We start from the raw sequence: 21,408 nt of genomic DNA, 5'->3' as shown, positions 1-21,408 counted from the left end.
CACTAACTTTTCTTCCAAACTAAATACAAAACAAACACACCGCCTACCGCTGCAGTAATAATTCCTACCGGCAGTTCTTGCGGCGCAAGCAATGTGCGGCTGAGCACATCACCTAGGCTCATCATCACCGCGCCCCATAACGCCACGAGAGGCAGCGAGCGCTTGTGGGTCATACCTGAAAACGGCCTTATCAAGTGAGGGACCATTAAACCAATGAATCCCACTACGCCCGTAATTGCAACGATCGCCGCAGTACAAAACGCGCAACAGATAAATATTTCACTGCGCAGGCGATGAACATTCATTCCCAGCGAATGGATAGTCTGATCACCCACCAGCAGCGTATCGAGCGCGCGATACCGTTTTATTGACAGCACGACAACAACCGCAACGCCTAACAGAGCAAAAAACAGATTATCCCAACGAGCCAGCCCTAATCCTCCCATGGTCCAGAAAAGAATGGAGCTGGCAGCGCGCTGGTCGCCCGAATAAATAAGAAAGCTCGTCAACGCACCAAACAAAAAAGAGATGGCGAGCCCACATAACACTAAGTTGTCGTTACCACGCTTTTTTTGCATCGAGAACAGCATAATCACCGCAGCAGCAGAGACAACACCGCCACTAAACGCAGCAATGGGTAGCGACCAAATACCGAGCGCATCCCCCAAGCGAGTTATAACTAACACGGCGCCAGCAGACGCCCCGGAAGACAGGCCAAATAGAAATGGATCAGCCAAATCATTGCGCGTGGCGGTTTGTAGTAACGCTCCCACCATCGCAAGCCCAGTACCCGCAATAATCGCAAGCAGCGCTCTCGGCACGCGCAGATCCAGTAAAATTCGGCTCGTCATCGACATATCTTGCGAACCAAAGTCTGCTATTGCATTTAAAACCTGATGAACAGACAAGGTCATCGAACCGTACATTAAGCTCAATAGAAGTGTCGTGGCTAACAGGATGCAGCCCAACCACCACATCCATAAATAGCTGCTCATTTTCATCACTTAATAGGCCGTGTTCCATTATGCAAATCCGCCAGTAGGTGATCCCTCTACCATTGAGGCGGCTCGCCATGCTATGACGCAAACTTTTTTCCATTGGGGAGTTCATGCTTGGGGTGTGTACGCTATTGTTGCGTTAGCTCTCGGTTACTTCAGTTTCCGTCAAGGTCTGCCATTACGCATCAGTTCAGCACTATATCCTATCATCGGTAAACGCATTTATGGCCCTATCGGCTACGCGGTCGATATCCTCGCCGTATTTGGTACCATGTTTGGTATTGCAACATCTTTAGGCCTTGGTGTTTTACAAATTAACTCAGGCCTCAATTATTTATTTGGCGTCCCGATTAGCACCGTAACTCAACTTATCTTAATCGCAGTTGTTACTACTATGGCAACCATTTCAGTCGTAACAGGTTTAGATAGTGGTATCCGTCGCCTATCCGAATTGAACTTAAACCTTGCTGTCGTGTTATTGGTTTTCGTCGCCATCGTTGGTCCTACTCTGTTTATCTTTCAGTCACTTGCTCAAAACGTTGGGAGTTATGTCGCATCTATTGTGGATATGACGTTTAATAATTTTGCCTATATCAATAGTGAAAAGACTAACTCGTTTTTGGGAGGATGGACTCTTTTTTATTGGGCATGGTTTATTGCGTGGTCTCCATTTGTTGGCATGTTTGTCGCTCGAATTTCTCGCGGACGCACCATCAAAGAATTTGTGCTCGGTGTTCTCTTTGTCCCTGTAGGCGTCACCATTATTTGGTTGACAGTATTCGGTGATACGGCCTTGCACGGTATCATGACGGGGAGTATGCCGAACTTGATCGATCAAGTATTTTCGGATACACCAACATCACTATTTCGCTTCTTAGATACCTTACCACTGGCAAGTATCTCTTCTGTCGTAGCAACACTACTGATCTTTACGTTTTTTGTGACATCTTCAGACTCAGGCTCTTTGGTTATCGATACACTGACGGCGAAAGACGGCGACGAAACACCAGTAAAACAACGAATCTTCTGGTCTGTTTCTGAAGGGCTAGTTGCGTCGGCGCTCATTATCGCCGGGGGTAAAAATGTGCTTTCCGCATTGCAAGCAGCATCATTAGCTTCAGCGTTGCCTTTCGCGCCAGTTTTATTGATGGTCGGATATGGACTGTTTAAATCACTAAGGAGTGAGATGATAAAAATTGACAGTGCCAATCACTTAAATCAGACCACACCAAGCACGTTAGCACGTATTCAGGAAACGGGCTGGGAACAACATCTAGGACAAATGTTAAGCGTTCCTTTGGACAGAAATGTTGAACACTTCTTACAAAATGATGTCGTAGACGCTCTGGTTGAAGTGGCTAATGTGTTCGAAGATAAAGGACTACAAGCAAAAGTTACTACAGACTATGACTACTGTTCATTAGTTGTAGACCATGGCAATGAGCGTAACTTCGTCTATGGTGCCTGGCTAAGACAAACAATTATCCCTTCATTCATCGGTGAGCGTAGTAAGAATAAACCACAGTCACAACTCTATATCGAAGTTTATTTAAATGAAGGGTCGCAGCAGTACAATATTTGCGGCTACAACCGAAATCAACTGATTGCAGATATCATTGATCAATATGAGAAGCACCTTTACTTCCTTCATCAAGTTCGGTAAATGTTACGAATAATCCATAAGATTAAGGCCCGCTTGACTGCGGGCTTTCTTCTTAAAAAAATCATAGCTTTTGAACTGCGCTATCGTATTCATCGTTGACTCCCGACTCATTCCGAGGAGGAATCATGCTTTGTTAAAAGCACGACGGAACTTGTCAATATCAGCCTCACTTGATAAAGCATGTTTGAATAGCCACCGATTTGATAGATACTCTTAAAATTTAAGCCCAATCAGCACCTGTATAGCAAAACCCACTTTAAACTGACTGTATTCCCTTATCATCGTATGGATTTTTAGATGCAGTATCATTCCAAGCTTCTTTTAGATCGGTTAGGTCATGCTCTCCATTGTTCCAAAGAGCCCCCTTCCAGAACTTCCATGAATCGGTCTACTCGTTCGTCGTAATATTTCGCATTGGATAGTTCACTGTTTTTAAGTGCTATAAACTGACTGATTGTCAACGTGTTATCGCTATTCATACTTTTACTTCCCTGACTAGACTATATGTACATTGACTTGTATTAGTGGCATTCGCTTTATTAAGTCAAAATGTGATACCTAGATCAGTTGATCTGACACGTTTTGGAGCACTTTTGAGTTAATTACGCAACATGCGAAATGCAAGTTGCATAATGACAATTTCTTGAAATATGGGACATTTATGGGTTAACCAAGCTCTCTTGTCATAAAGCGACTATGGGGATCTTCTTTATAATCGGCAAAAGGTCGACAATAACGAAACCCAAACTTTTCGTATAGATTTCTAGCTGGTTTGAAAAACTCCTGCGACCCCGTCTCCAAACTCACGGTCCTGTACCCATTTTCTCTCGCAATACTAATAACATGCGTAAGTAAATGACTAGCAACACCAGACTTCCTAGCCACATTAGAAGTTCTCATAGATTTTAGCTCTATGTGTTCAGATGTAAGTTGCTTAATAGCTAAACAACCTTGTAGCTCATCGCCAACCCAACAACTAAAAAATGTAATTTCAGGAGACTTAAGGCTATCCACATCAAGCGCATGAACACTTTCAGGGGGGGAATTAGCGTACATATCATATAGGTGCTCTTCGAGCAATTTGATGACTTTACCACTGGATAAGTCATCAATAATAACTTCCATATTTAGCTTATCTCCACTTATAAATTGTATTGGTCAGTAACAAGCCCGTAGTCAACGATTAGACTTAACGATGCCATCTGAATATTCACTAAACTACCAATTAGCTCATGTTATAAAAACCTTGAATAATGCCGATTATCCCCCTCTTCAGGACATAGGCCAACATCTTTTCTAAGATGAGTATTCATAGCAATAACCTTATTGCATCTCTTATCAAAAAATATAATAAATACCTTTAATTTTAGAATGTTAAAAATAGATCTTTTCTTATTAAGAATAGTTAACAGCATCGTCTTATTCTTGATTACTGATTAGATGCAGTTATTATCAAGGGAAACAACTTCCGTTACGAACAACGATTAATTACAGGAACTATAATTACAGCTTATGGACAATCGACTACATTATCTTTCAGCACTTCGTTTTTTCGAATCTGCTTCTCGACATAAAAGCTATAGTAAAGCTGCCGAAGAATTGTATGTCACACAAGCAGCCATAAGCCAAAAACTACGGCAACTTGAAGACCGTTTGGGATGTAAATTATTCATCCGTCGCGGACGTGAAATGCACCTGACAGATAAGGGACAAATACTCCAAAGTCATGTCAATGACGGTTTTAAAAACATCATCACTGGACTAAATCGAATTCAAAATGAACCACTCGAAGGAGTACTGAACGTCAGTGCCCCTCGTTCATTCTCCACGCGTTGGTTAATGCCTAGATTGTGGAAATTTACGATGGAATTCCCACACGTACCGATTCGCGTACAAACGGTTAAGGAAATCGATATTCGACACACTGAAACTGATGTATTGATCTGGCAAGGAGATGAAAATGTAGAGCATCTAGATTTAGATCAAGAGACACTATTTGAAGAAAACATTTATCCTTATTGCTCTCCTCAGCTAGCAGAATCTATGAAGTTCGATAGTCCTGAGCAACTCATCAACTGCTGGTTGATTGATTTCCACTCTGCATCTTTCAGTTGGGAGCAATGGTTTGTTTATGCAAACGTAAGTGCGAAAAGAGAAGGTATTCAATGGATGGAAGTCAGTACCTTTGATATGGCAATCAACGCTGTAGTTGCTGGACATGGAGCATGTCTAGCAACTGAAAGTATTTCGGCAGACTTTGTTGAACGAGGTCTATTAGTCAAGCCATTCAATATAGGGCTAAAACCCGGAATTCGCTATTCTGTAATTAGTGACCCTTCTTCTTCACGAGTTCTAAGAATTAATGCGTTTAAATCTTGGTTACTAAAAGAATTAAGCTTCCAATCGCGAGATTGACCACCGATTCAGTAGCCACTTCGTAACATTACTTTAATTTGGTCAAACTACTGTCAAATAAAATGAGAGCAAACAACACCGCAAAAAGGAATGGGGCAAAGATGAGTTTGTGAAAGAAAATCAGGCATAGCTCTGGATCTAAGTGAGCATGAATTAGTCATCCTGTCTAAGAAGGTAGGTGGTTTATATCAAAACTCGTAGATTAAAGTCTTCGATGCTCACTACAACACTACTTTGTACTAATTCACTTTCATTGATGACTGCACGCACGCTTTTGCTGTGTTTCGTAACTGATTTTTTTACTTACGTTCTTTAGTTGCACCCCTACCTCATTAAACGCCTTTTGGACAGTTGTTGAGACGTGCTGGCGGCCTTCCCCCGCTAAAAAGTTTGCTCTATCTTGATTCGTTTCAAATACGCAGACTATTTCTAAGCTTTGTGGAAAAGAAGAGAATTTGACCGTATGAGTCACCCAAAGGAAACCCTCGTAGCCTTTTAACGTATCTTCACAAACTTCGGTCAACACCTCTCTAATTAGATTCTCAATCTTTTTATCTGTTTTGCGCATAAAGCAAACTTCCTACTTAACACCTTTAAAAAAGGCTTCATTCTACATTGTCTTAAACGATATTGAGCAGTGGAATTTAGGCAACAGCCTTTTAACCAAATTATTCTTATAAAGGTGTACTGTGTTCTAAACACATTTAGGGGCGCATTCGAGTGAGAAAGTACCACGATTACAAATTCACAACGCGTAAAAGTTCAGCGCATAAAGGCTATGGATATCACCGCTATAGCGCGATTGCTGTGGTTGGTTATAGCTGCCATTCATATCTTAGTTTTTGACGAGAGCCATTTTTATAAGAGGGGTCATTTTCTGGGACTGTTACCTCATTAATGAATTTGGCATTTAATTTTTTAATTGTTTTTATCGAAGGCTTATTGTCTGGGTTACAAGTCAATATAATTGTATTAAAAAACTCTTGGATAAATGGTTTTATTGCCTCACATGCAAAATATGAATATGAATTGCCTCTAAATTGAGGAAGAATTTCATAACCAATATGACCAGCATATTGTTTTATATGAACAGTTTCTCCTAGTTTAAAATTTATATGACCAACCGTATCGCCTTTCAGGTTGTGAATTTTAAATCTATAAACAGGAACTAACCCCTCATCAGGTTTAGCATCAATATACTTTTCAAATACGATTTCAACTCGATCTGACTTCATGCTTATTGGTGGCATTTTCTTCATTTCATTTTCCGTATATTGTGCCAATTGTTATGAGGCTAACACAAAAATTCGAGCGGTAGATACGTGTGAGTACACCGCTAAACGAAAGCATGGTTTATGGGGGATTGTGAACACTTGGAAATGGCAAAGAATTACCGTTTTTAACCCCTAAACCTCTACAACACGTCCCCCTGATAGTGGTAACATCTGCGCATCAGAATTATCGAGAAACTCTATGTTCATCCATCAAGTTAACGACATCGACTGGCTGGTGATTACCGCGTTTGAAGAACTCAAAACTCTATTCATTGAAGAAGCCGGTGCGATCCCCTCTTACTTCTCTGTCGCCAGCGAATTGAGCTTGATCGATCAAGCCAGGCTCTCCTATGGATATTTGCCTAAACTCAATGGCGTCATCACCGATACTGGCACATTTCAAAGCCAAGAGAACGAAGAAGATTTAAACCCACAGCTTGCCTGTCTAGTCGAGGGACGAGGCCGGGTGTTTATCTATCACGGTGATTTTGTCGCGTTTGTCGATGACGAGCAAACCTTTATTACTCGTATGGACTGAGCATGATTCAGTCGGTTGAAATCGGCGAATGAAACACAGCCGGATGCTAGCTTTAACAAGAAATACCATTCTGCGGTGAACTCGTAAGCGGCATTTCTAGTAAGAAGTGGCCCATAGATAAGTAAAGCCGTTTGCTTATTCCTTGGGTAAGTGCCCCGTCTTCTTCGCAAGCTTTTGCATTGCCTCGGCAAACGTTGTGCTACCACCTTTAGCTTGAACCTGTAGTACCTTATACCCCATACTTTCCAGTGCTTGACGCTCTTCCAAAACCGCTTCGTCGTCTGGTTGACTGCCCTGTACCGGCTGATGAATGTAAGCCCCTTCTAATTGACCATCTTCGACCAGTTGGTGGTGTTTCAGTGCATTAATATCAAAATTCATAATCAGTCTTTTTGTTTAAAATGGAGATGTCGGTGGCAAGGCCGCGATCTGCGCACTCAAATTACATCCAAAAAAGCCTCGCAGATGCGAGGCTTTCATCGTTAGTAAAAAGCATTAATCACGAAGCGTAGCGCCAAACTGCTCAGAAACCTGAGCAACAATTGCCTCTACTGCGCCAGCAATATCCGCTTCTTCAAGCGTACGCTCTGCAGATTGTAGAGTAAGCGCAATTGCCAAACTCTTCTTACCGTCTTCAACGCCTTTGCCAACGTAGACATCAAACAGTTTGGCATCTTTCAAGAACTCACCACCCGCGTTTAAGCACGCATCGACAATCTCGCCAGATTCAACACTGTCATCTACCACAACCGCGATATCACGACGGTTAGCCGGGAATTTAGACACCGCAACCGCTTCAGGGATAACACGAGTGTTGATCGCATTCCATTCGATCTCAAATACGATAGTACGACCATTTAGACCAAACTTGCGCTCAAGCTCTGGGTGAACCGTACCAATGATACCAATCGGTTGATCATCAACCACGATCGCTGCACATTGACCTGGATGCAATGCTGGATGCTCAGCAGCAACAAAGCCATAAGCTTTATCATTCGCTGTCAGTTCAAGTACCGCTTCTAAATCCCCTTTAAGGTCAAAGAAGTCAACGCTGTTGGTCTCGATATCCCAATGTTCTTCACTGCGTGCTCCGGCAATGACACCCGCCAACATAGGCTCTTGGCGCATTCCGTTTTCCGCATCTTGATCAGGAATAAAACGCAATCCGTATTCAAACAGACGAACTCGTGGCTGTTGACGTTTTTGGTTATGAACAACCGTATTAAGCAAGCCTTGAATCAAGCTCAAACGCATCGCTGACATATCTGCAGAGATTGGGTTTGGCAGCATGAGCGGGTCAATTTCTGGCACGATTAATTTTTGCTGTTCAGGTTCGACAAAGCTGTAAGTAATTGCTTCATGGTAACCACGATCAACCAGCAAGTCGCGAGCACGCTTTAAAGGTAGCTTCGCTTCTTGATGATGGTTCATACGCAGCGCAGCTGTTGGCGACTGATTTGGAATGTTGTCGTAGCCGTAAATACGACCAACTTCTTCAATCAAATCTTGCTCAATGGCGATGTCAAAACGCCAAGTCGGTGCTGTCGCTTTCCAACCTTGCTCTGTGGTTGAGACCGAAAGGCCTAAACGCTCTAGAATCTCGACCACATCTTGAGATGGGATTTCATGACCAAGCAAGTTATCTAACTTAGTTCGGCGAAGTTCAACGGTATTCGGCGTTGGCAGATCGTCTTGTGACTCGACAGTCACCACAGGAGCCACTTCACCACCACAAATGTCAACGAGAAGCTGAGTTGCTCGTTCCATGGCGCTGGCTTGCAGTGCGTAATCGACACCACGCTCATAACGCATTGAAGAGTCTGTATGTAAACCGTAACTGCGAGCACGACCACGAATGTAATCTGGTGCGAAAAACGCACATTCAAGCAGTACATCTTGTGTTTCGTCAGTCACGCCTGAGCCTTCACCACCAAAAATACCGGCGATAGCCAGTGCTTTATTGTGGTCTGCTACCACCAAGGTATCGTCGTTAAGCTCCGCTTCATTTCCATCGAGCAGTGTTAGCTTCTCGCCTTGTTCAGCCATACGAACCACAATGCCGCCTTCAACTTTGTTTAAGTCAAATGCGTGCATCGGTTGACCTTGTTCAAGAAGCACATAGTTGGTCACGTCAACCACAGGGTCGATAGAACGAATGCCACAGCGACGCAGTTTTTCTTGCATCCACAATGGCGTTTGCGCTTTAACGTTCACGTTTTTAACAATACGCCCCAAGTAGCGAGGACACGCTGCTGGTGCTTTTACCTCGATAGAGGCCAAAGCATCGATACTTGGCTCAATCGCTTCAACCACGGGTGCGTTGACATCAAGACGGTTCAATACCCCCACTTCACGTGCCATACCACGAATACTAAAGCAGTCAGCGCGGTTTGAGGTCAGATCGACATCGACAGTGACGTCGTCTAAGCCAAGAAACTCGCGAAAGTCGGTGCCGATAACCGCATCTTGAGGCAGCTCCATGATGCCATCAGACTCGACATCAATACCTAGCTCTGTAAACGAGCACAACATACCGTGAGACGGTTGACCACGCAGTTTCGCTTTCTTAATTTTGAAGTCGCCAGGCAGTACAGCGCCGACTGTTGCAACCGCTACTTTCAAGCCTTGGCGACAGTTCGGTGCGCCACAAACAATATCCAGTAATTCTTCTTCACCGACGTCAATTTTAGTGACGCGCAGTTTGTCTGCATCTGGATGTTGACCACATTCCACAACGTGGCCGACTTTTACGCCATTAAACGCACCAGCAACGGGAAGGACATCGTCAACTTCCAAACCTGCCATCGTAATTTGGTGTGTCAGTTCGTCAGTGGTAACCGAAGCGTTAACCCACTCACGAAGCCATGATTCGCTAAATTTCATAGTGATTAAACCTCTGGATTACTTGAACTGTTTTAGGAAACGAAGATCGTTTTCAAAGAAGGAGCGCAGATCGTTAACACCGTAACGAAGCATCGCCAAACGCTCGATACCAATACCAAACGCAAAACCAGAGTATTTCTCAGGATCAATCCCGACACTGCGAAGCACATTTGGATGCACCATGCCACAGCCTAGAATTTCTAGCCACTTACCATCTTTACGTTTCACATCGACTTCTGCTGAAGGCTCAGTGAATGGGAAATAAGAAGGACGGAAACGAACTTCAAGCTCTTCTTCAAAGAAGTTAGTTAGGAAGTCGTAAAGAACCCCTTTAAGCTGCGCAAAGTTAACGTTCTCATCGACCAGCATACCTTCCACTTGGTGGAACATTGGTGTATGCGTTTGGTCGTAGTCGTTACGATATACGCGGCCCGGTGCGATAAAGCGGAATGGCGGTTTGCCATTTTCCATAGTACGAATCTGTACACCTGAGGTATGGGTACGCAACATCAAATCAGGATTAAAGAAGAAAGTATCGTGATCAGTACGCGCTGGGTGATCGTCGGCGATATTCAGCGCATCAAAGTTGTGAAACGCATCTTCAATTTCAGGGCCAGACTCCACGGTAAAACCCAATTCACCAAAAAAGCTCTCAATACGTTCAACAGTACGAGTAACCGGATGCAGACCGCCATTTTCAATACGACGACCAGGCAAAGTGACGTCGATGGTCTCTTGAGCCAGTTTCGCTTCCAGCTCAGCACGTTGCAGTGCATCTTTGCGAGCAGCGATAGCTTGCTGAACGGCACCTTTTGCTTTGTTGATTTCTTGGCCTGCTGTGCGGCGCTCTTCAGGTGGGAGTTTACCTAGGCTTTGCAATTGGCTGGTTAATTCGCCTTTTTTACCTAGGTACTGAACACGCACTTCATCAAGCGCGACTAGCGACTCTGCAGCGTTAATGGCTGCGGTCGCATTAGCAATGATCTCTTCTAGATGTTGCATCGTTTCCTCATCTACCTACTGGTAGTGTCCATAAGGTTCCCTAGCATTACTGCGGACACGTTTCATCGAGAATGACTTATCGCCAATCCGCACAATACTCAAATGGGATTTAGGGTATTTTCAAGTAGCTATACATAGTAACGAAAGCAGCATTCAAAGCCAAATTGAAATGTGGTTTGCGCGAGTATTAACCGCACAATCGTTGGCAAATTAGACAATTTTCCTATTTAGGCACACCTGCGGCGGCGAACAGGTGACTTTTAAATAGCAATATGGCACGTTTCCATTCATCGCCACTTTGGAGAGTAACCGATGCAATTAGAAATTCGCCCGATAACGGCACAAGATGACTCAGCAATAAAGCAGATCATTGAACAAGTCGGCAAGGAATATGGCGCCATTGGCGACGGATTTGGGCCATCAGATGCTGAAGTTGAGCAGATGAGTCGACATTATGCGCCGCAGTATAAAAGCCAATACTGGGTCGCGTTACTTGATGGTAAGGTCGTCGGCGGCAGCGGGATTGCACAATTTGAAAATGATCCGAAGACTTGCGAGCTGAGAAAGCTGTTTTTATTACCAGAAACCAGAGGTTATGGCATTGGTAAAAAATTAACTCAGACCTGTTTAGACTTTGCCACACAGCAGGGCTATCACCAATGCTACTTGGACACCCTTTCGTCCATGGAAGGCGCCATTAAGCTCTATCTTTCTGAAGGTTTTTCTCGGCTAAATAAACCACTCGATGGCACGTTACATAACGGTTGTGACGTTTGGATGCTAAAATCCCTCATAGAAAACTAAGCCGATAAACGCAGTTACATTTTAAGCCATGCCGATTGGGCACTATCCCGCTACACTTTGATAATGACTTTGTGTTTTGAAACAAGGATATGCCCATGAAACCGCTGCACATAACACTGCTTTTTACGCTGTTGGTTCCCCTTCCCTCCTACGCGTTGAAAGCGGAAAAAGTATTTTCTGGGTTAACCTTACCTTGGGGCTTTGAATTTATTGACGATCATCGGCTTATTCTTAATGAGAAGTATGGTGATATCAGCTTGGTTGATTTGAGTAACCAAACCAAAACCCAACTGTTTCATGTCCCTCAGCTATTTAGCGACGGTCAGGGAGGGTTAATGGATGTCAAAGCGTCCCCTTTTGAGTATGACACCTTTTACTTCACCTATAGCCAGCGAGTCGGTGGCTCAGGGCAAACCGCACTTGCCCGCGCGCGTATCGAAGACGATAAATTCCATGCCTGGAAAACATTACTGGTGACAGAATCAGGGTCTGATACTTCACGCCACTTCGGCAGTCGCCTCACTTTTGACAAACAGTCAATCTACATGACAGTAGGAGAGCGCGGCATTCGAGATAACGCTCAAAACTTATCAACGCATGCTGGAAGCGTGTTAAGACTGACACCACAAGGTCAAGCCTTTGCCGATAACCCCTTCCTAACTCAACCCGATACACAACCTGAGATCTGGAGCTATGGACACCGCAATCCCCAAGGAATCGTTTATGACTCGGCCACATCCCGCCTATGGGAAATCGAACATGGCCCACGCGGTGGCGATGAAATAAATCTAGTGAAGAAAGGGGCTAATTATGGCTGGCCGCTCACCTCTCATGGAAAAGAGTATTGGGGGCCAGTTTCAGTCGGAGACAGTAAGGAGAAAGAAGGCATCGAGTCACCAAAGCATGTATTCACGCCTTCGATCGCGCCAGGGAGTATGGTGCTTTATAAAGGTGACAAATATCCAGAGCTAACAGGTAAGCTATTGGTCGGAGCGTTAAAGCTTACCCATATCAATGTTCTTTCAATCGAAGCCGACCAAAGTGTCGTAGAACGTATGCGACTATTTGAGGACCTCAACGAACGTATTCGTCAAATAGCCGTAAACCCACAAGGCATGATTTTCTTTAGCACTGATAATGGTAACTTATACCGCATTATTGAATAGACTGGTTACTCAGAATAAAGCAATTACGCCCTTGTCGTTTACTTTGATACAGGGCTTTATCTGCATCCTCAAACAGAAGCGTGAGTACTTTTTCTGGGTTTAATTCATCTAGGGACATACGTTTTAAACAAGCATATGCTCCCCCTACCGACATAGTCACGACCTGATCGTCGCCGCGCGCAAGATGGGTGATATTGAGTTGCTCAATGTGCTGGCGTAGGGTTTCTCCAGCATAGCGCAGGCCATCTTTATTTGGCCTTGCCAAGAGGACTAAAAATTCTTCGCCTCCGAAACGGAACACCTGATCCCCTGGCGATAACACCTTTTCGATGCCTCTTGCCACCGCGACAAGCGCTTTATCACCTTCCATATGGCCATAAAAGTCGTTGTATAATTTGAAGTGGTCAATGTCACACACAAACATACCCACACATTTTTCTTGCCCCAGACTGCGTTTAATAAACTCTTCGGCCATCCTAGAGTATTTATGCCTAGAACCAATTCCAGTCAGTGTATCGGTATCATTTTGAGCTTGTAGTAACCGTAACTGTTCATGGTTTTTGCTGAGGAGATTGTGATATGCCTGAGCCAATTGACCAATCTCATCTTGCCGAGTTAATTCAGGAAATGACTCTAAACTCGCGAACTCCGCTTGCTTCATATTACGGGCTAGTTCTTTAATTGGGCTGACAATTCGCCTTGTGACATAAAGAGCAACGAGCATCGAGAGAAAAATCGCTGCTGCGGCTTCCAGCACCAAACTCTTCACCAAGTCCTGACGAAAAGCAACAAGCTGGCTCGCATCAAACACAGCCCACATACGACCATGATCTGGGTTAGACAATGCGAGCAATAAGTGCAAGCGACGATATTCAGGCTCAAAAATATATTCTTGTTGACCTGAAGGCTGCTTCGTTACCCAAGGAACCGGAGAATGAGGCTCTTTATGATTTGCGCCAACCTCGGCCAGCGCTGCTTCAGCGCGGTTGAAACGAATATGTACTGGCGATGAGGCTCGACTTGGACTGCCCAAAATATCGAGAAACTGTAAGTTCTCAGTCCGTTGTAAATGCTCAAGAATAGACGGTGCCGTTAATCTTTTTACGTCTCTTTTCTCTACCAGCTTCGAAATGTCATCAAGGTGAGGGGTAAATTGCTTTTTTGAAGAATTAACGAAATAAGTCAATTGCTGCTGCCATGAGTTCACATAGCTGCTATAGCTCATGACAGACACCAATGAAATGACCAACAGTAGGTGTGACAAAAGCAACACTCGGTGCACTGTCAAATGCCGACACGGAAAACTAAATAACGGCATAATGAACCTCCTTGAGGCGACGGACGTTGCGCACTAGAGGTAAGTTAACGAACCAAGAATTGCGATCCTGATTCCATTGATCATGTAGACGTCTTGAGACTCTCGGCAATAATAAGCCAAAATAAAAGTACACTTGAATCCAAGCGTATAAACCAGAAAAAAACGGATTTTTTTCAGTGCCTGACATGCACAAAAAGAAACGATTAACCATAGCCATCAATTATTTTTATTTATAAATTGACGTTATTCTATTTGATAAGCGTCTGTTTTTATATGCTTATTAGTGAAATTATTATCAATAGCGTGTAAAAAAATGATCACTTCGGCGCTAAGCGTTCATATTGCTCGTCTTCAAATTCATATCCCATTTCACAATCTTGTATACCTCTGAATGTTAAGCAATCCATCCAAATTAGTGGGTATACATCCGATAAAAAAGCAGATGAAAAAAAGCCTCGACATCACGCCGAGGCTTTCTATTTGGAGCGACACACGAGGTTCCCTTCTTCATGAACAGGCGTGACCTCAACCTTAGCAAGGTCGCGATCTCCCTATAACCACAATCTTGTGTGCTGCTAGAGCGGTCTACAAATTGATGCAAACTTGTGGATATGGTTCGATGCAAAAAGCAGATGTAAAAAAGCCCCGACATTACGTCGAGGCTTTCTATTTGGAGCGACACACGAGGTTCGAACTCGTGACCTCAACCTTGGCAAGGTTGCGCTCTACCAACTGAGCTAGTGTCGCATAATGCTGAAAAGCATTTTTATGAGATGGTGCCCCGGGCCGGACTTGAACCGGCACAGCGCGAACGCCGAGGGATTTTAAATCCCTTGTGTCTACCAATTCCACCACCAGGGCACGCAAAATTTTTGCGATGGAGACACCATCTTCGATATCATTGATATCGGCAATCTGTATGAAGCTAGATAATATATCTCTAACTTCGAAATTTGGAGCGACACACGAGGTTCGAACTCGTGACCTCAACCTTGGCAAGGTTGCGCTCTACCAACTGAGCTAGTGTCGCAATTATTCTCTATAAGAGAATGGAGGCGCCTCCCGGAGTCGAACCGAGGTCCACGGATTTGCAATCCGCTGCATAGCCACTCTGCCAAGGCGCCTTATCGTCACAGGAGAAGTTTTGATGACTCCCCTTGGGTACGGAAAAGCATTCTACGGATTCGACCCAATGAGTCAACACTAATTTTAATTTTTTAAATCGTTTGTCTAATTTCCGCGCAAAAACCCGTAAACTGGTTATTTTCTAGCAACTTTTCTGCACTTTTCAGCGAGATAAACCTGATACTTTCACATTGAGCATGAGGACAGACAAACAACGAAAACAATTTTTATCCGTTAAATACTAAAAAAGTGGGCTAACGCCCACTTTTTCATTGATTCTCTTCACTCAGCAAATCGCCTTTAGCGGCTCGTAAATACTGCGCCATGGACCAGTAGGTCAATATAGTCGCAATATACAATGCAATATAGCCGAGCCAAATCATCCAATCATCGTAGCGCCAAATCAGCACCCATAACGCAAACATTTGAGTTAACGTTTTAACTTTCCCGACCCAAGAAACGGCCACACTTGCACGCTTACCAATTTCAGCCATCCATTCTCGCAGTGCTGAGATGATAATCTCTCTGGCGATCATCGTCGCCGCTGGAATCGTAATCCAAATAGAATGGAAATGTTCAGTAATCAAAATGAGCGCAGTGGCGACCAGCACTTTATCAGCAACAGGGTCAATAAAAGCCCCGAAGCGAGACGTTTGCCCTAACTTTCGGGCTAACATGCCATCTAACCAGTCGGTAAATCCCGCCACCCAAAATACCATTGCGGCGGCAAATGGTGCCCAAGAATATGGCAAGTAAAACACCACAACAAACACCGGGATTAGAAAGAGTCTTATTAAAGACAAAATATTAGGAATGTTAAAACGCATATTTTTCATGCTCTTATTGTTGCGTATACGACCTGCTTACCGCTTGCAAACAGTCGCTATATGGTGCGGTATTTTTGTTATTGTTTCAATGCTTGATGAATGTTTTCTGCCAATGCTTTGCTAATTCCCGGAACTTTAGCAATTTCATCAACGGTCGCACGCCGAAGTTCCTGCAACCCTCCCATGTATTTGAGCAAGGATTGGCGGCGTTTAGGACCGATGCCTTCAATACCTTCTAGCGAACTAGTACGGCGGGTTTTACCGCGCTTTGCTCGGTGTCCGGATATTGCATGATTGTGGCTTTCATCGCGAATATGCTGCATTAAGTGCAAAGCAGGATCATCACTTGGTAAGTTAAACTCTTCACCGTCTGTGGTAATTAACGTTTCAAGACCAGGCTTACGAGTGACTCCTTTAGCAATACCCAATATACGCGGCTTTTTAGGCCAATCACCCCAATATTGACTAATAATCTCATACGCGCGGTTGAGCTGACCTTTACCACCATCAATAAAAATTACATCAGGAATTTTGTCGACATCAATTTGTTTAGAATAACGACGTTCTAATACCTGGCCCATTGCCGCGTAATCATCGCCTCCGGTGATCCCGGTAATGTTGTAACGTCGATATTCCTGTTTGATTGGCCCTTCAATGCCAAACACCACACACGAAGCAATTGTACTCTCCCCCATGGTATGAGAAATATCGAAACACTCCATACGCGCAATGTTTTCGACATTGAGTACATCACACAACGCTTTGAAGCGCTGAGAAATGGTCATCTTATGGTTGATTTTGGCGGTAATCGCCGATAACGCATTGGTGTTTGAAAGCTTAAGGTAACGACCTCGAGTTCCAGTTGGGTTGAGGTTAAATTGTACTTTCCGACCCGCCAGTTGACTGATTGCTTCTTGTAACGCTTGGCTGTCTGCCAATAAATCACTGTTAAGAATGATACGAGCAGGAATGGTCCGTGCTTCATTATGGCCCAAATAGTATTGGCTAAAGAAACTGGTAAACACTTCTTCTCGCGTAGTCTTGGCGGGAATTTTCGGAAAATGGCTGCGACTGCCCAACACTTTGCCTTGGCGAATCATTAAGGTGTGAATGCAAGCAACACCGGATTCTTGAGCAAAGCCCAACACATCCATATCTTCCATGCTATCTTCCGAGACAAACTGTTGCTCTTGAACTCGTCTTATCGCATGAATTTGGTCACGATATTTTGCGGCATCTTCAAATTTTAATGCTTGGCTCGCCTGCTCCATTTTATCAACCAGCTGTTGCAGCACCTGTTGATCTTTGCCTTGTAGAAACAGACGTACCATACCAACCAGCTCATCGTACTCTTGATCTGAGACGGTGTTTTTAACACAAGGCGCGGCGCAGCGACCAATTTGGTACATCAAACAAGGGCGTGTCCGGTTGCGATAAACACTGTCCTCACACTGACGTACAGGAAAGATTTTCTGCATCAAGTGCAATGTTTCTCGAACCGCTCCGGAATCCGGATAGGGCCCAAAATATTCACCTTTGCGTTTTTTTGCACCACGGTGCATGGATAGCCGAGGATGCCGATGCGCACTGATAAAGATATACGGGTAGGATTTGTCATCACGCAGCAACACATTGTACTTGGGTAAATACTGCTTAATGTAGTTGTGTTCCAAAATCAACGCTTCGGTTTCGGTATGCGTTACCGTGACATCGATTTTAGCAATATGCGTGACAAGTGCGCGCGTTTTCTCGCTATCAATTTTTTTACGAAAGTAGCTCGATAAGCGCTTTTTTAAATCTTTCGCTTTTCCAACGTATATAACATCATCCCCGGCGTTGTACATTCTGTACACGCCAGGTTGATTGGTTACGGTCTTTAGGAAAGAGGCGGAATCAAATTGAGAAGTCACTATAACGTCTCGGTATCGAGCATCCCGTGGCGAATCGCCAAATGGGTTAGCTCAACGTCTCCGTTGATATCGAGTTTAGCAAACAAGCGATAACGGTAGCTGTTGACCGTTTTCGGGCTTAAATTCAATTGTTCAGAAATATCCGTCACTTTTTGCCCTTTGGTGATCATTAACATGATCTGCAGTTCACGCTCCGATAAATCCGCAAATGGATTTTCTGAGGCGGGAGAAAATTGGCTTAATGCCATCTGCTGCGCAATTTCAGGCGAAATATAACGCTGGCCACTATTCACGATACGAATCGCGTTGACCATTTCGTCAGGTCCCGCGCCTTTGGTTAAGTAACCAGACGCACCCGCTTGCATCACTTTCGTCGGGAAAGGATTTTCGGTATGAACCGTTAATACGATGATTTTTACATCGGGGTTATGCCTAAGGATTTTTTTGGTCGCTTCAAGGCCACCAATACCAGGCATATTCATATCCATCAAAATAACATCGACATGATTGCTACGACACCATTTTAATGCCTCTTCACCACTGTCAGCTTCCCCTGCTACGTTCATTCCACGGACGTCTTCAATAATACGTCGTATCCCTGTGCGAACCAGCTCGTGATCATCTACAAGGAAAACACTAATCAAACTTGTATCTCCACACTAATCAATTGGCTCTGCACCCACCAGGTGATGGATAACAGCATGGTCAGCCATTCTAACTCAAAAATGCAAATATGCTTAGAGTGAATATGTGCTGAATCGCAAACTTTGGCAAGAAGTAATTTTTCGAACTAACGTCAAACTCCTTAGTGATGAATTTGTCATTAAGCATTTACGCCATTTGAACAATGTTCTCACTATGGTGAATAATCCTGAGAATTGACCATTCTCCGGTTGAAAGAGCCAGGTAAATCATCTACCAATAATATGTCGGCGATGAAAACCATTACTGACAAGTATGTATCCCCAAGAATTGGGCACGAATAATTAATAAGGAACTTCTATGAAAAAGCTTCTAGCAGTGGCTGCTCTTGCTACTATCGGTTTATCAAACGTTGCAATGGCAGATGACGACATCGGTTGTGGTCTAGGTACTATGGTTTTCGACGGTAAAGAAGGCAAAGTATTTAAAGTGTTGGCAGCAACAACAAACGGCACATCAGGTAACCAAACTTTCGGTATCACTTTCGGTACACTTGGTTGTGACGGTACTGGTACTATCGATTCTGCTGAAAAACTAGCAATGTTCATCGACGGTAACCTAGACAACCTTGCTCGCGACATGGCGAAAGGTGAAGGTGAAACTCTAGCAACGCTTTCTGAAGTTTGGGGTATCCAAGGCGAAGATCAAGCGAACTTCGCAAAACTTGCTCAAGGCAACTTCTCTGACGTATTCAAATCAGAAAACGTAACTTCTAAAGAAGTATTTGCAAATCTTAACGACCTAGTCGCTAAAGATGCAACTCTTTCTGGTTACGCTATCTAATCAGATTTATTAAGAGTGCCCACTTTGGGCACTCTTACTTTATCCACTCACCGCTTTACTTTAGCTTTACACTCTTCTTCTCGCTTTCGCTACTTCACTAGAATGGACATCAATGAAGCTGTCAAAAACTTTTCAAGTGCTTTTACTCGTTTCTGGAGTCAGTTTTTCATCACTCGCTTTTTCAGCACAAACTCTAGACGCCAATAAACTCGCCTATCAGCCATATTGGCTTAAACTTGGTCACTATCTTCCTGCGTTTCGTACCGATTTCAAAAGTACCGTTGATTCCAGTGAATTTTTTTTAGCCGCTAACGGTAAAACGGACCCAAAAGCCGAATTAAGAGCCACGATCAAAGCATTATACAATTCAGACCGAGATACGGTTAAAGAGATGCGCTGCCGCTTTCCAGCCCGTTATACATGGCTAGAGTCCCAATTAGGTCGAGAAGCCAATTTACGTTGTGAAGGCATAGAACAGTGGAAGCAGGTCCTTGATCCTGCTGGGATGACTCTCGTTTTCCCTACCGCCTTTATGAATAACCCCTCTTCAATGTTTGGTCATACCTTATTGCGTATTGATGCCAAAGACCAAACGCGTAACAAAGAACTTGTGGCATTTGCGATTAACTTTGCTGCGGATCCGGACACACAAGATAACGCAGCCATGTACGCGCTCAAAGGCATTGTCGGGAGCTACCCCGGGCATTTCACTGTAATGCCATACTATCGCAAAGTGCGTGAATACAACGACATGGAATCGCGCGACATCTGGGAATACAAACTCAATTTAAGCGAACAAGAAGTCAATCGCATACTGCTCCATTTGTGGGAAATGCAGCAGGCTGAATTTGATTATTTCTTCTTCGATGAAAACTGCTCATATCAATTGTTAGCACTTTTAGAATTAGCGCGAGACGATCTATCTTTAGTCGATGAGTTTCCACTTCAGGCTATTCCATCCGATACGGTTGCGGTACTGGCTGAAAATGGCTTAGCGGAAGCTCCGAACTATCGCCCTGCATTTGGCACCCGTTTGCTTCACCAAGTCGAAGAGCTTGATCCCGCAATGTATGAAGCCGCTAAACAAGCGAAAAAAGGTTTTTATCCAAGTGAAACAGAATTCAGCCCACAAGAACGAGCGGCTATTTTAGAGTTTGCTTATGAGTGGCTCAATTATGAGTTTTACGATGAAGCTCTAAAGCGTGACCCAACGGCCAAGCAACTGACCGAGCTTCTTAAACAGCGAAGTCAAATTAAAGCGCAGTCTCCGTTTACACCAGTACCAGTACCAGAGATCTCGCCTGAACAAGGGCATGGTTCGGCTCGTCTCGGGCTTGGTTATCAGCTTAACAAAGAGCAAGACAACCAAACGGTATTTGAATGGCGCGCCGCTTATCATGACCTTCTTGATTCACAACAAGGCTTTATCCCTGGGGCAAAAATCAGCTTTTTGGATACGCGAATCGCGCTCAGCGATGGTCACGCAAAGTTGGATCATCTCTATATTGTTGATGCTATGGCATTAGCGCCCAGCAACAAAGTCTTCGATAGTTGGGCGTGGAACATTCGTGCAGGCTACGATCGCCTGCCCTCAGAACAAGGGATGGAAGGTCGAGGTTTTGCTCAAGGCGGATACGGGAAAGCTTGGGGCAACGCCAAAAAGTTGCATACCTATACCCTATTCGGCGCAGAGTTTAGCCGCGGTGAATTAACCGACCGCGATGTTGCGATTGGGTTAGGAATGGAAGCAGGTGCCCTGCTTCAAGTCGGTGACCAAAACCGTCTCGGACTTCAAGGACAATACTTCGAACAATTTAATACCGATGCAGACCGTCACATTAGCGTAAAAGCAAACTGGCAATGGTCAGTCACTCGAAATTTCGCCCTTCGCTCAGAAGTCGGTTACCAGTATTGGGATGATCATGAGTTGTCAGCAAACCTTATGAGCTATTTCTATTACTAACGTAATCATTATCAGACAATGTTAAGATAAAGGCTGC

18 protein-coding genes and 4 tRNA genes are annotated in these 21,408 nt (G+C 44.1%); 7 read left to right on the top strand and 15 right to left on the bottom strand.

Features of this window, described 5'->3' with window-relative positions; translation table 11 throughout:
- Nucleotides 1-2: 2 nt before the first annotated feature.
- Nucleotides 3-995 carry a FecCD family ABC transporter permease gene (locus ACFFUV_RS03300; protein WP_390189652.1) on the bottom strand — a complete coding sequence of 331 codons (993 nt, stop codon included), beginning with the start codon at nt 993-995 and terminating at the stop codon, nt 3-5.
- Between the two features lie 19 nt (nt 996-1,014).
- On the opposite strand from ACFFUV_RS03300, the gene ACFFUV_RS03295 reads away from it, so the two are divergent.
- Nucleotides 1,015-2,661: a BCCT family transporter gene (locus ACFFUV_RS03295; protein WP_390189651.1), complete on the top strand. Its 1,647-nt coding sequence runs from the start codon at nt 1,015-1,017 to the stop codon at nt 2,659-2,661.
- 666 nt (nt 2,662-3,327) lie between these two features.
- On the opposite strand, the gene ACFFUV_RS03290 is transcribed toward ACFFUV_RS03295, so the two are convergent.
- Complete coding sequence (locus tag ACFFUV_RS03290; protein ID WP_390189650.1) at nt 3,328-3,786, bottom strand: GNAT family N-acetyltransferase; 459 nt, start codon at nt 3,784-3,786, stop codon at nt 3,328-3,330.
- A 387-nt stretch (nt 3,787-4,173) separates the two neighbouring features.
- Here ACFFUV_RS03290 and ACFFUV_RS03285 point away from each other — a divergent pair, with 387 nt between their 5' ends.
- Entirely contained in the window at nt 4,174-5,076 is a 903-nt protein-coding gene (locus ACFFUV_RS03285) for a LysR substrate-binding domain-containing protein (RefSeq protein WP_390189648.1), read from the top strand.
- Between the two features lie 250 nt (nt 5,077-5,326).
- Here ACFFUV_RS03285 and ACFFUV_RS03280 read toward each other — a convergent pair whose 3' ends face one another.
- Together ACFFUV_RS03280 and ACFFUV_RS03275 are read right to left on the bottom strand one after the other, a co-directional pair.
- Nucleotides 5,327-5,644 carry a Fis family transcriptional regulator gene (locus tag ACFFUV_RS03280; protein WP_390189645.1) on the bottom strand — a complete coding sequence of 106 codons (318 nt, stop codon included), beginning with the start codon at nt 5,642-5,644 and terminating at the stop codon, nt 5,327-5,329.
- A 247-nt stretch (nt 5,645-5,891) separates the two neighbouring features.
- Nucleotides 5,892-6,335: a GNAT family N-acetyltransferase gene (locus ACFFUV_RS03275; protein ID WP_390189644.1), complete on the bottom strand. Its 444-nt coding sequence runs from the start codon at nt 6,333-6,335 to the stop codon at nt 5,892-5,894.
- A 214-nt stretch (nt 6,336-6,549) separates the two neighbouring features.
- Between ACFFUV_RS03275 and ACFFUV_RS03270 the strand changes: the two genes are divergently transcribed.
- The gene (locus ACFFUV_RS03270) at nt 6,550-6,888 is read left to right on the top strand and encodes a cytosolic protein (protein ID WP_390189642.1); all 339 of its coding nucleotides are present in this window, start codon (nt 6,550-6,552) and stop codon (nt 6,886-6,888) included.
- Between the two features lie 135 nt (nt 6,889-7,023).
- On the opposite strand, the gene ACFFUV_RS03265 is transcribed toward ACFFUV_RS03270, so the two are convergent.
- The 3 genes from ACFFUV_RS03265 to pheS form a co-directional block, all read right to left on the bottom strand.
- The gene (locus ACFFUV_RS03265; protein WP_390189641.1) at nt 7,024-7,269 is read right to left on the bottom strand and encodes a hypothetical protein; all 246 of its coding nucleotides are present in this window, start codon (nt 7,267-7,269) and stop codon (nt 7,024-7,026) included.
- Nucleotides 7,270-7,383: 114 nt separating this feature from the next.
- Nucleotides 7,384-9,771, bottom strand: a complete 2,388-nt coding sequence (gene pheT / locus ACFFUV_RS03260) for a phenylalanine--tRNA ligase subunit beta (RefSeq protein ID WP_390189640.1) — start codon at nt 9,769-9,771, stop codon at nt 7,384-7,386.
- Between the two features lie 18 nt (nt 9,772-9,789).
- Nucleotides 9,790-10,773 (bottom strand): phenylalanine--tRNA ligase subunit alpha, encoded by a 984-nt coding sequence (pheS, locus tag ACFFUV_RS03255; RefSeq protein WP_390189638.1) that lies wholly within the window; start codon nt 10,771-10,773, stop codon nt 9,790-9,792.
- 312 nt (nt 10,774-11,085) lie between these two features.
- Here pheS and ACFFUV_RS03250 point away from each other — a divergent pair, with 312 nt between their 5' ends.
- The gene (locus tag ACFFUV_RS03250; protein WP_390189637.1) at nt 11,086-11,577 is read left to right on the top strand and encodes a GNAT family N-acetyltransferase; all 492 of its coding nucleotides are present in this window, start codon (nt 11,086-11,088) and stop codon (nt 11,575-11,577) included.
- Between the two features lie 95 nt (nt 11,578-11,672).
- A complete protein-coding gene (locus ACFFUV_RS03245) occupies nt 11,673-12,743 on the top strand; it encodes a PQQ-dependent sugar dehydrogenase (RefSeq protein ID WP_390189636.1) in 1,071 nt (356 codons plus the stop codon).
- Here ACFFUV_RS03245 and ACFFUV_RS03240 read toward each other — a convergent pair.
- The 8 genes from ACFFUV_RS03240 to uvrY form a co-directional block, all read right to left on the bottom strand.
- The gene (locus ACFFUV_RS03240; protein ID WP_390189635.1) at nt 12,733-14,061 is read right to left on the bottom strand and encodes a sensor domain-containing diguanylate cyclase; all 1,329 of its coding nucleotides are present in this window, start codon (nt 14,059-14,061) and stop codon (nt 12,733-12,735) included. The two genes, ACFFUV_RS03245 and ACFFUV_RS03240, sit on opposite strands and share 11 nt — an antisense overlap.
- A 671-nt stretch (nt 14,062-14,732) precedes the next feature.
- A tRNA-Gly gene (locus ACFFUV_RS03235) sits at nt 14,733-14,808 on the bottom strand.
- Between the two features lie 27 nt (nt 14,809-14,835).
- Nucleotides 14,836-14,922 (bottom strand) — tRNA-Leu (locus ACFFUV_RS03230).
- A 93-nt stretch (nt 14,923-15,015) separates the two neighbouring features.
- A tRNA-Gly gene (locus ACFFUV_RS03225) sits at nt 15,016-15,091 on the bottom strand.
- 20 nt (nt 15,092-15,111) lie between these two features.
- A tRNA-Cys gene (locus ACFFUV_RS03220) sits at nt 15,112-15,185 on the bottom strand.
- A 270-nt stretch (nt 15,186-15,455) separates the two neighbouring features.
- Nucleotides 15,456-16,013 (bottom strand): CDP-diacylglycerol--glycerol-3-phosphate 3-phosphatidyltransferase, encoded by a 558-nt coding sequence (gene pgsA / locus ACFFUV_RS03215; RefSeq protein ID WP_390189634.1) that lies wholly within the window; start codon nt 16,011-16,013, stop codon nt 15,456-15,458.
- Between the two features lie 77 nt (nt 16,014-16,090).
- Nucleotides 16,091-17,923, bottom strand: coding sequence for an excinuclease ABC subunit UvrC (uvrC, locus tag ACFFUV_RS03210; RefSeq protein WP_390189633.1), 1,833 nt, complete (start codon nt 17,921-17,923; stop codon nt 16,091-16,093).
- A complete protein-coding gene (gene uvrY, locus ACFFUV_RS03205; RefSeq protein WP_390189632.1) occupies nt 17,923-18,567 on the bottom strand; it encodes a UvrY/SirA/GacA family response regulator transcription factor in 645 nt (214 codons plus the stop codon). The genes uvrC and uvrY overlap by 1 nt, the downstream gene beginning before the upstream one ends.
- Nucleotides 18,568-18,925: 358 nt before the next feature.
- On the opposite strand from uvrY, the gene ACFFUV_RS03200 reads away from it, so the two are divergent.
- Entirely contained in the window at nt 18,926-19,408 is a 483-nt protein-coding gene (locus ACFFUV_RS03200) for a DUF3015 domain-containing protein (protein ID WP_390189631.1), read from the top strand.
- Nucleotides 19,409-19,520: 112 nt separating this feature from the next.
- Nucleotides 19,521-21,371 (top strand): Lnb N-terminal periplasmic domain-containing protein, encoded by a 1,851-nt coding sequence (locus ACFFUV_RS03195; RefSeq protein WP_390189630.1) that lies wholly within the window; start codon nt 19,521-19,523, stop codon nt 21,369-21,371.
- Nucleotides 21,372-21,408 lie beyond the last annotated feature (37 nt).

The sequence above is a fragment of the Vibrio olivae genome (genome assembly GCF_042428525.1).
Classification (GTDB): domain Bacteria; phylum Pseudomonadota; class Gammaproteobacteria; order Enterobacterales; family Vibrionaceae; genus Vibrio; species Vibrio olivae.
The sequence above is the reverse complement of the archived record's forward strand: the minus strand, read 5'-3'. Positions and strand labels throughout refer to the sequence as shown.

Excerpts from the sequence above, each read along its gene's own strand:
- ACFFUV_RS03300 (WP_390189652.1), bottom strand. The coding sequence starts at position 995 with ATGAGCAGCTATTTATGGATGTGGTGGTTGGGCTGCATCCTGTTAGCC.
- ACFFUV_RS03290 (WP_390189650.1), bottom strand. The coding sequence starts at position 3,786 with ATGGAAGTTATTATTGATGACTTATCCAGTGGTAAAGTCATCAAATTG.
- ACFFUV_RS03285 (WP_390189648.1), top strand. The coding sequence starts at position 4,174 with ATGGACAATCGACTACATTATCTTTCAGCACTTCGTTTTTTCGAATCT.
- ACFFUV_RS03280 (WP_390189645.1), bottom strand. The coding sequence starts at position 5,644 with ATGCGCAAAACAGATAAAAAGATTGAGAATCTAATTAGAGAGGTGTTG.
- ACFFUV_RS03275 (WP_390189644.1), bottom strand. The coding sequence starts at position 6,335 with ATGAAGAAAATGCCACCAATAAGCATGAAGTCAGATCGAGTTGAAATC.
- ACFFUV_RS03270 (WP_390189642.1), top strand. The coding sequence starts at position 6,550 with ATGTTCATCCATCAAGTTAACGACATCGACTGGCTGGTGATTACCGCG.
- ACFFUV_RS03265 (WP_390189641.1), bottom strand. The coding sequence starts at position 7,269 with ATGAATTTTGATATTAATGCACTGAAACACCACCAACTGGTCGAAGAT.
- pheT (WP_390189640.1), bottom strand. The coding sequence starts at position 9,771 with ATGAAATTTAGCGAATCATGGCTTCGTGAGTGGGTTAACGCTTCGGTT.
- pheS (WP_390189638.1), bottom strand. The coding sequence starts at position 10,773 with ATGCAACATCTAGAAGAGATCATTGCTAATGCGACCGCAGCCATTAAC.
- ACFFUV_RS03250 (WP_390189637.1), top strand. The coding sequence starts at position 11,086 with ATGCAATTAGAAATTCGCCCGATAACGGCACAAGATGACTCAGCAATA.
- ACFFUV_RS03245 (WP_390189636.1), top strand. The coding sequence starts at position 11,673 with ATGAAACCGCTGCACATAACACTGCTTTTTACGCTGTTGGTTCCCCTT.
- ACFFUV_RS03240 (WP_390189635.1), bottom strand. The coding sequence starts at position 14,061 with ATGCCGTTATTTAGTTTTCCGTGTCGGCATTTGACAGTGCACCGAGTG.
- pgsA (WP_390189634.1), bottom strand. The coding sequence starts at position 16,013 with ATGCGTTTTAACATTCCTAATATTTTGTCTTTAATAAGACTCTTTCTA.
- ACFFUV_RS03200 (WP_390189631.1), top strand. The coding sequence starts at position 18,926 with ATGAAAAAGCTTCTAGCAGTGGCTGCTCTTGCTACTATCGGTTTATCA.
- ACFFUV_RS03195 (WP_390189630.1), top strand. The coding sequence starts at position 19,521 with ATGAAGCTGTCAAAAACTTTTCAAGTGCTTTTACTCGTTTCTGGAGTC.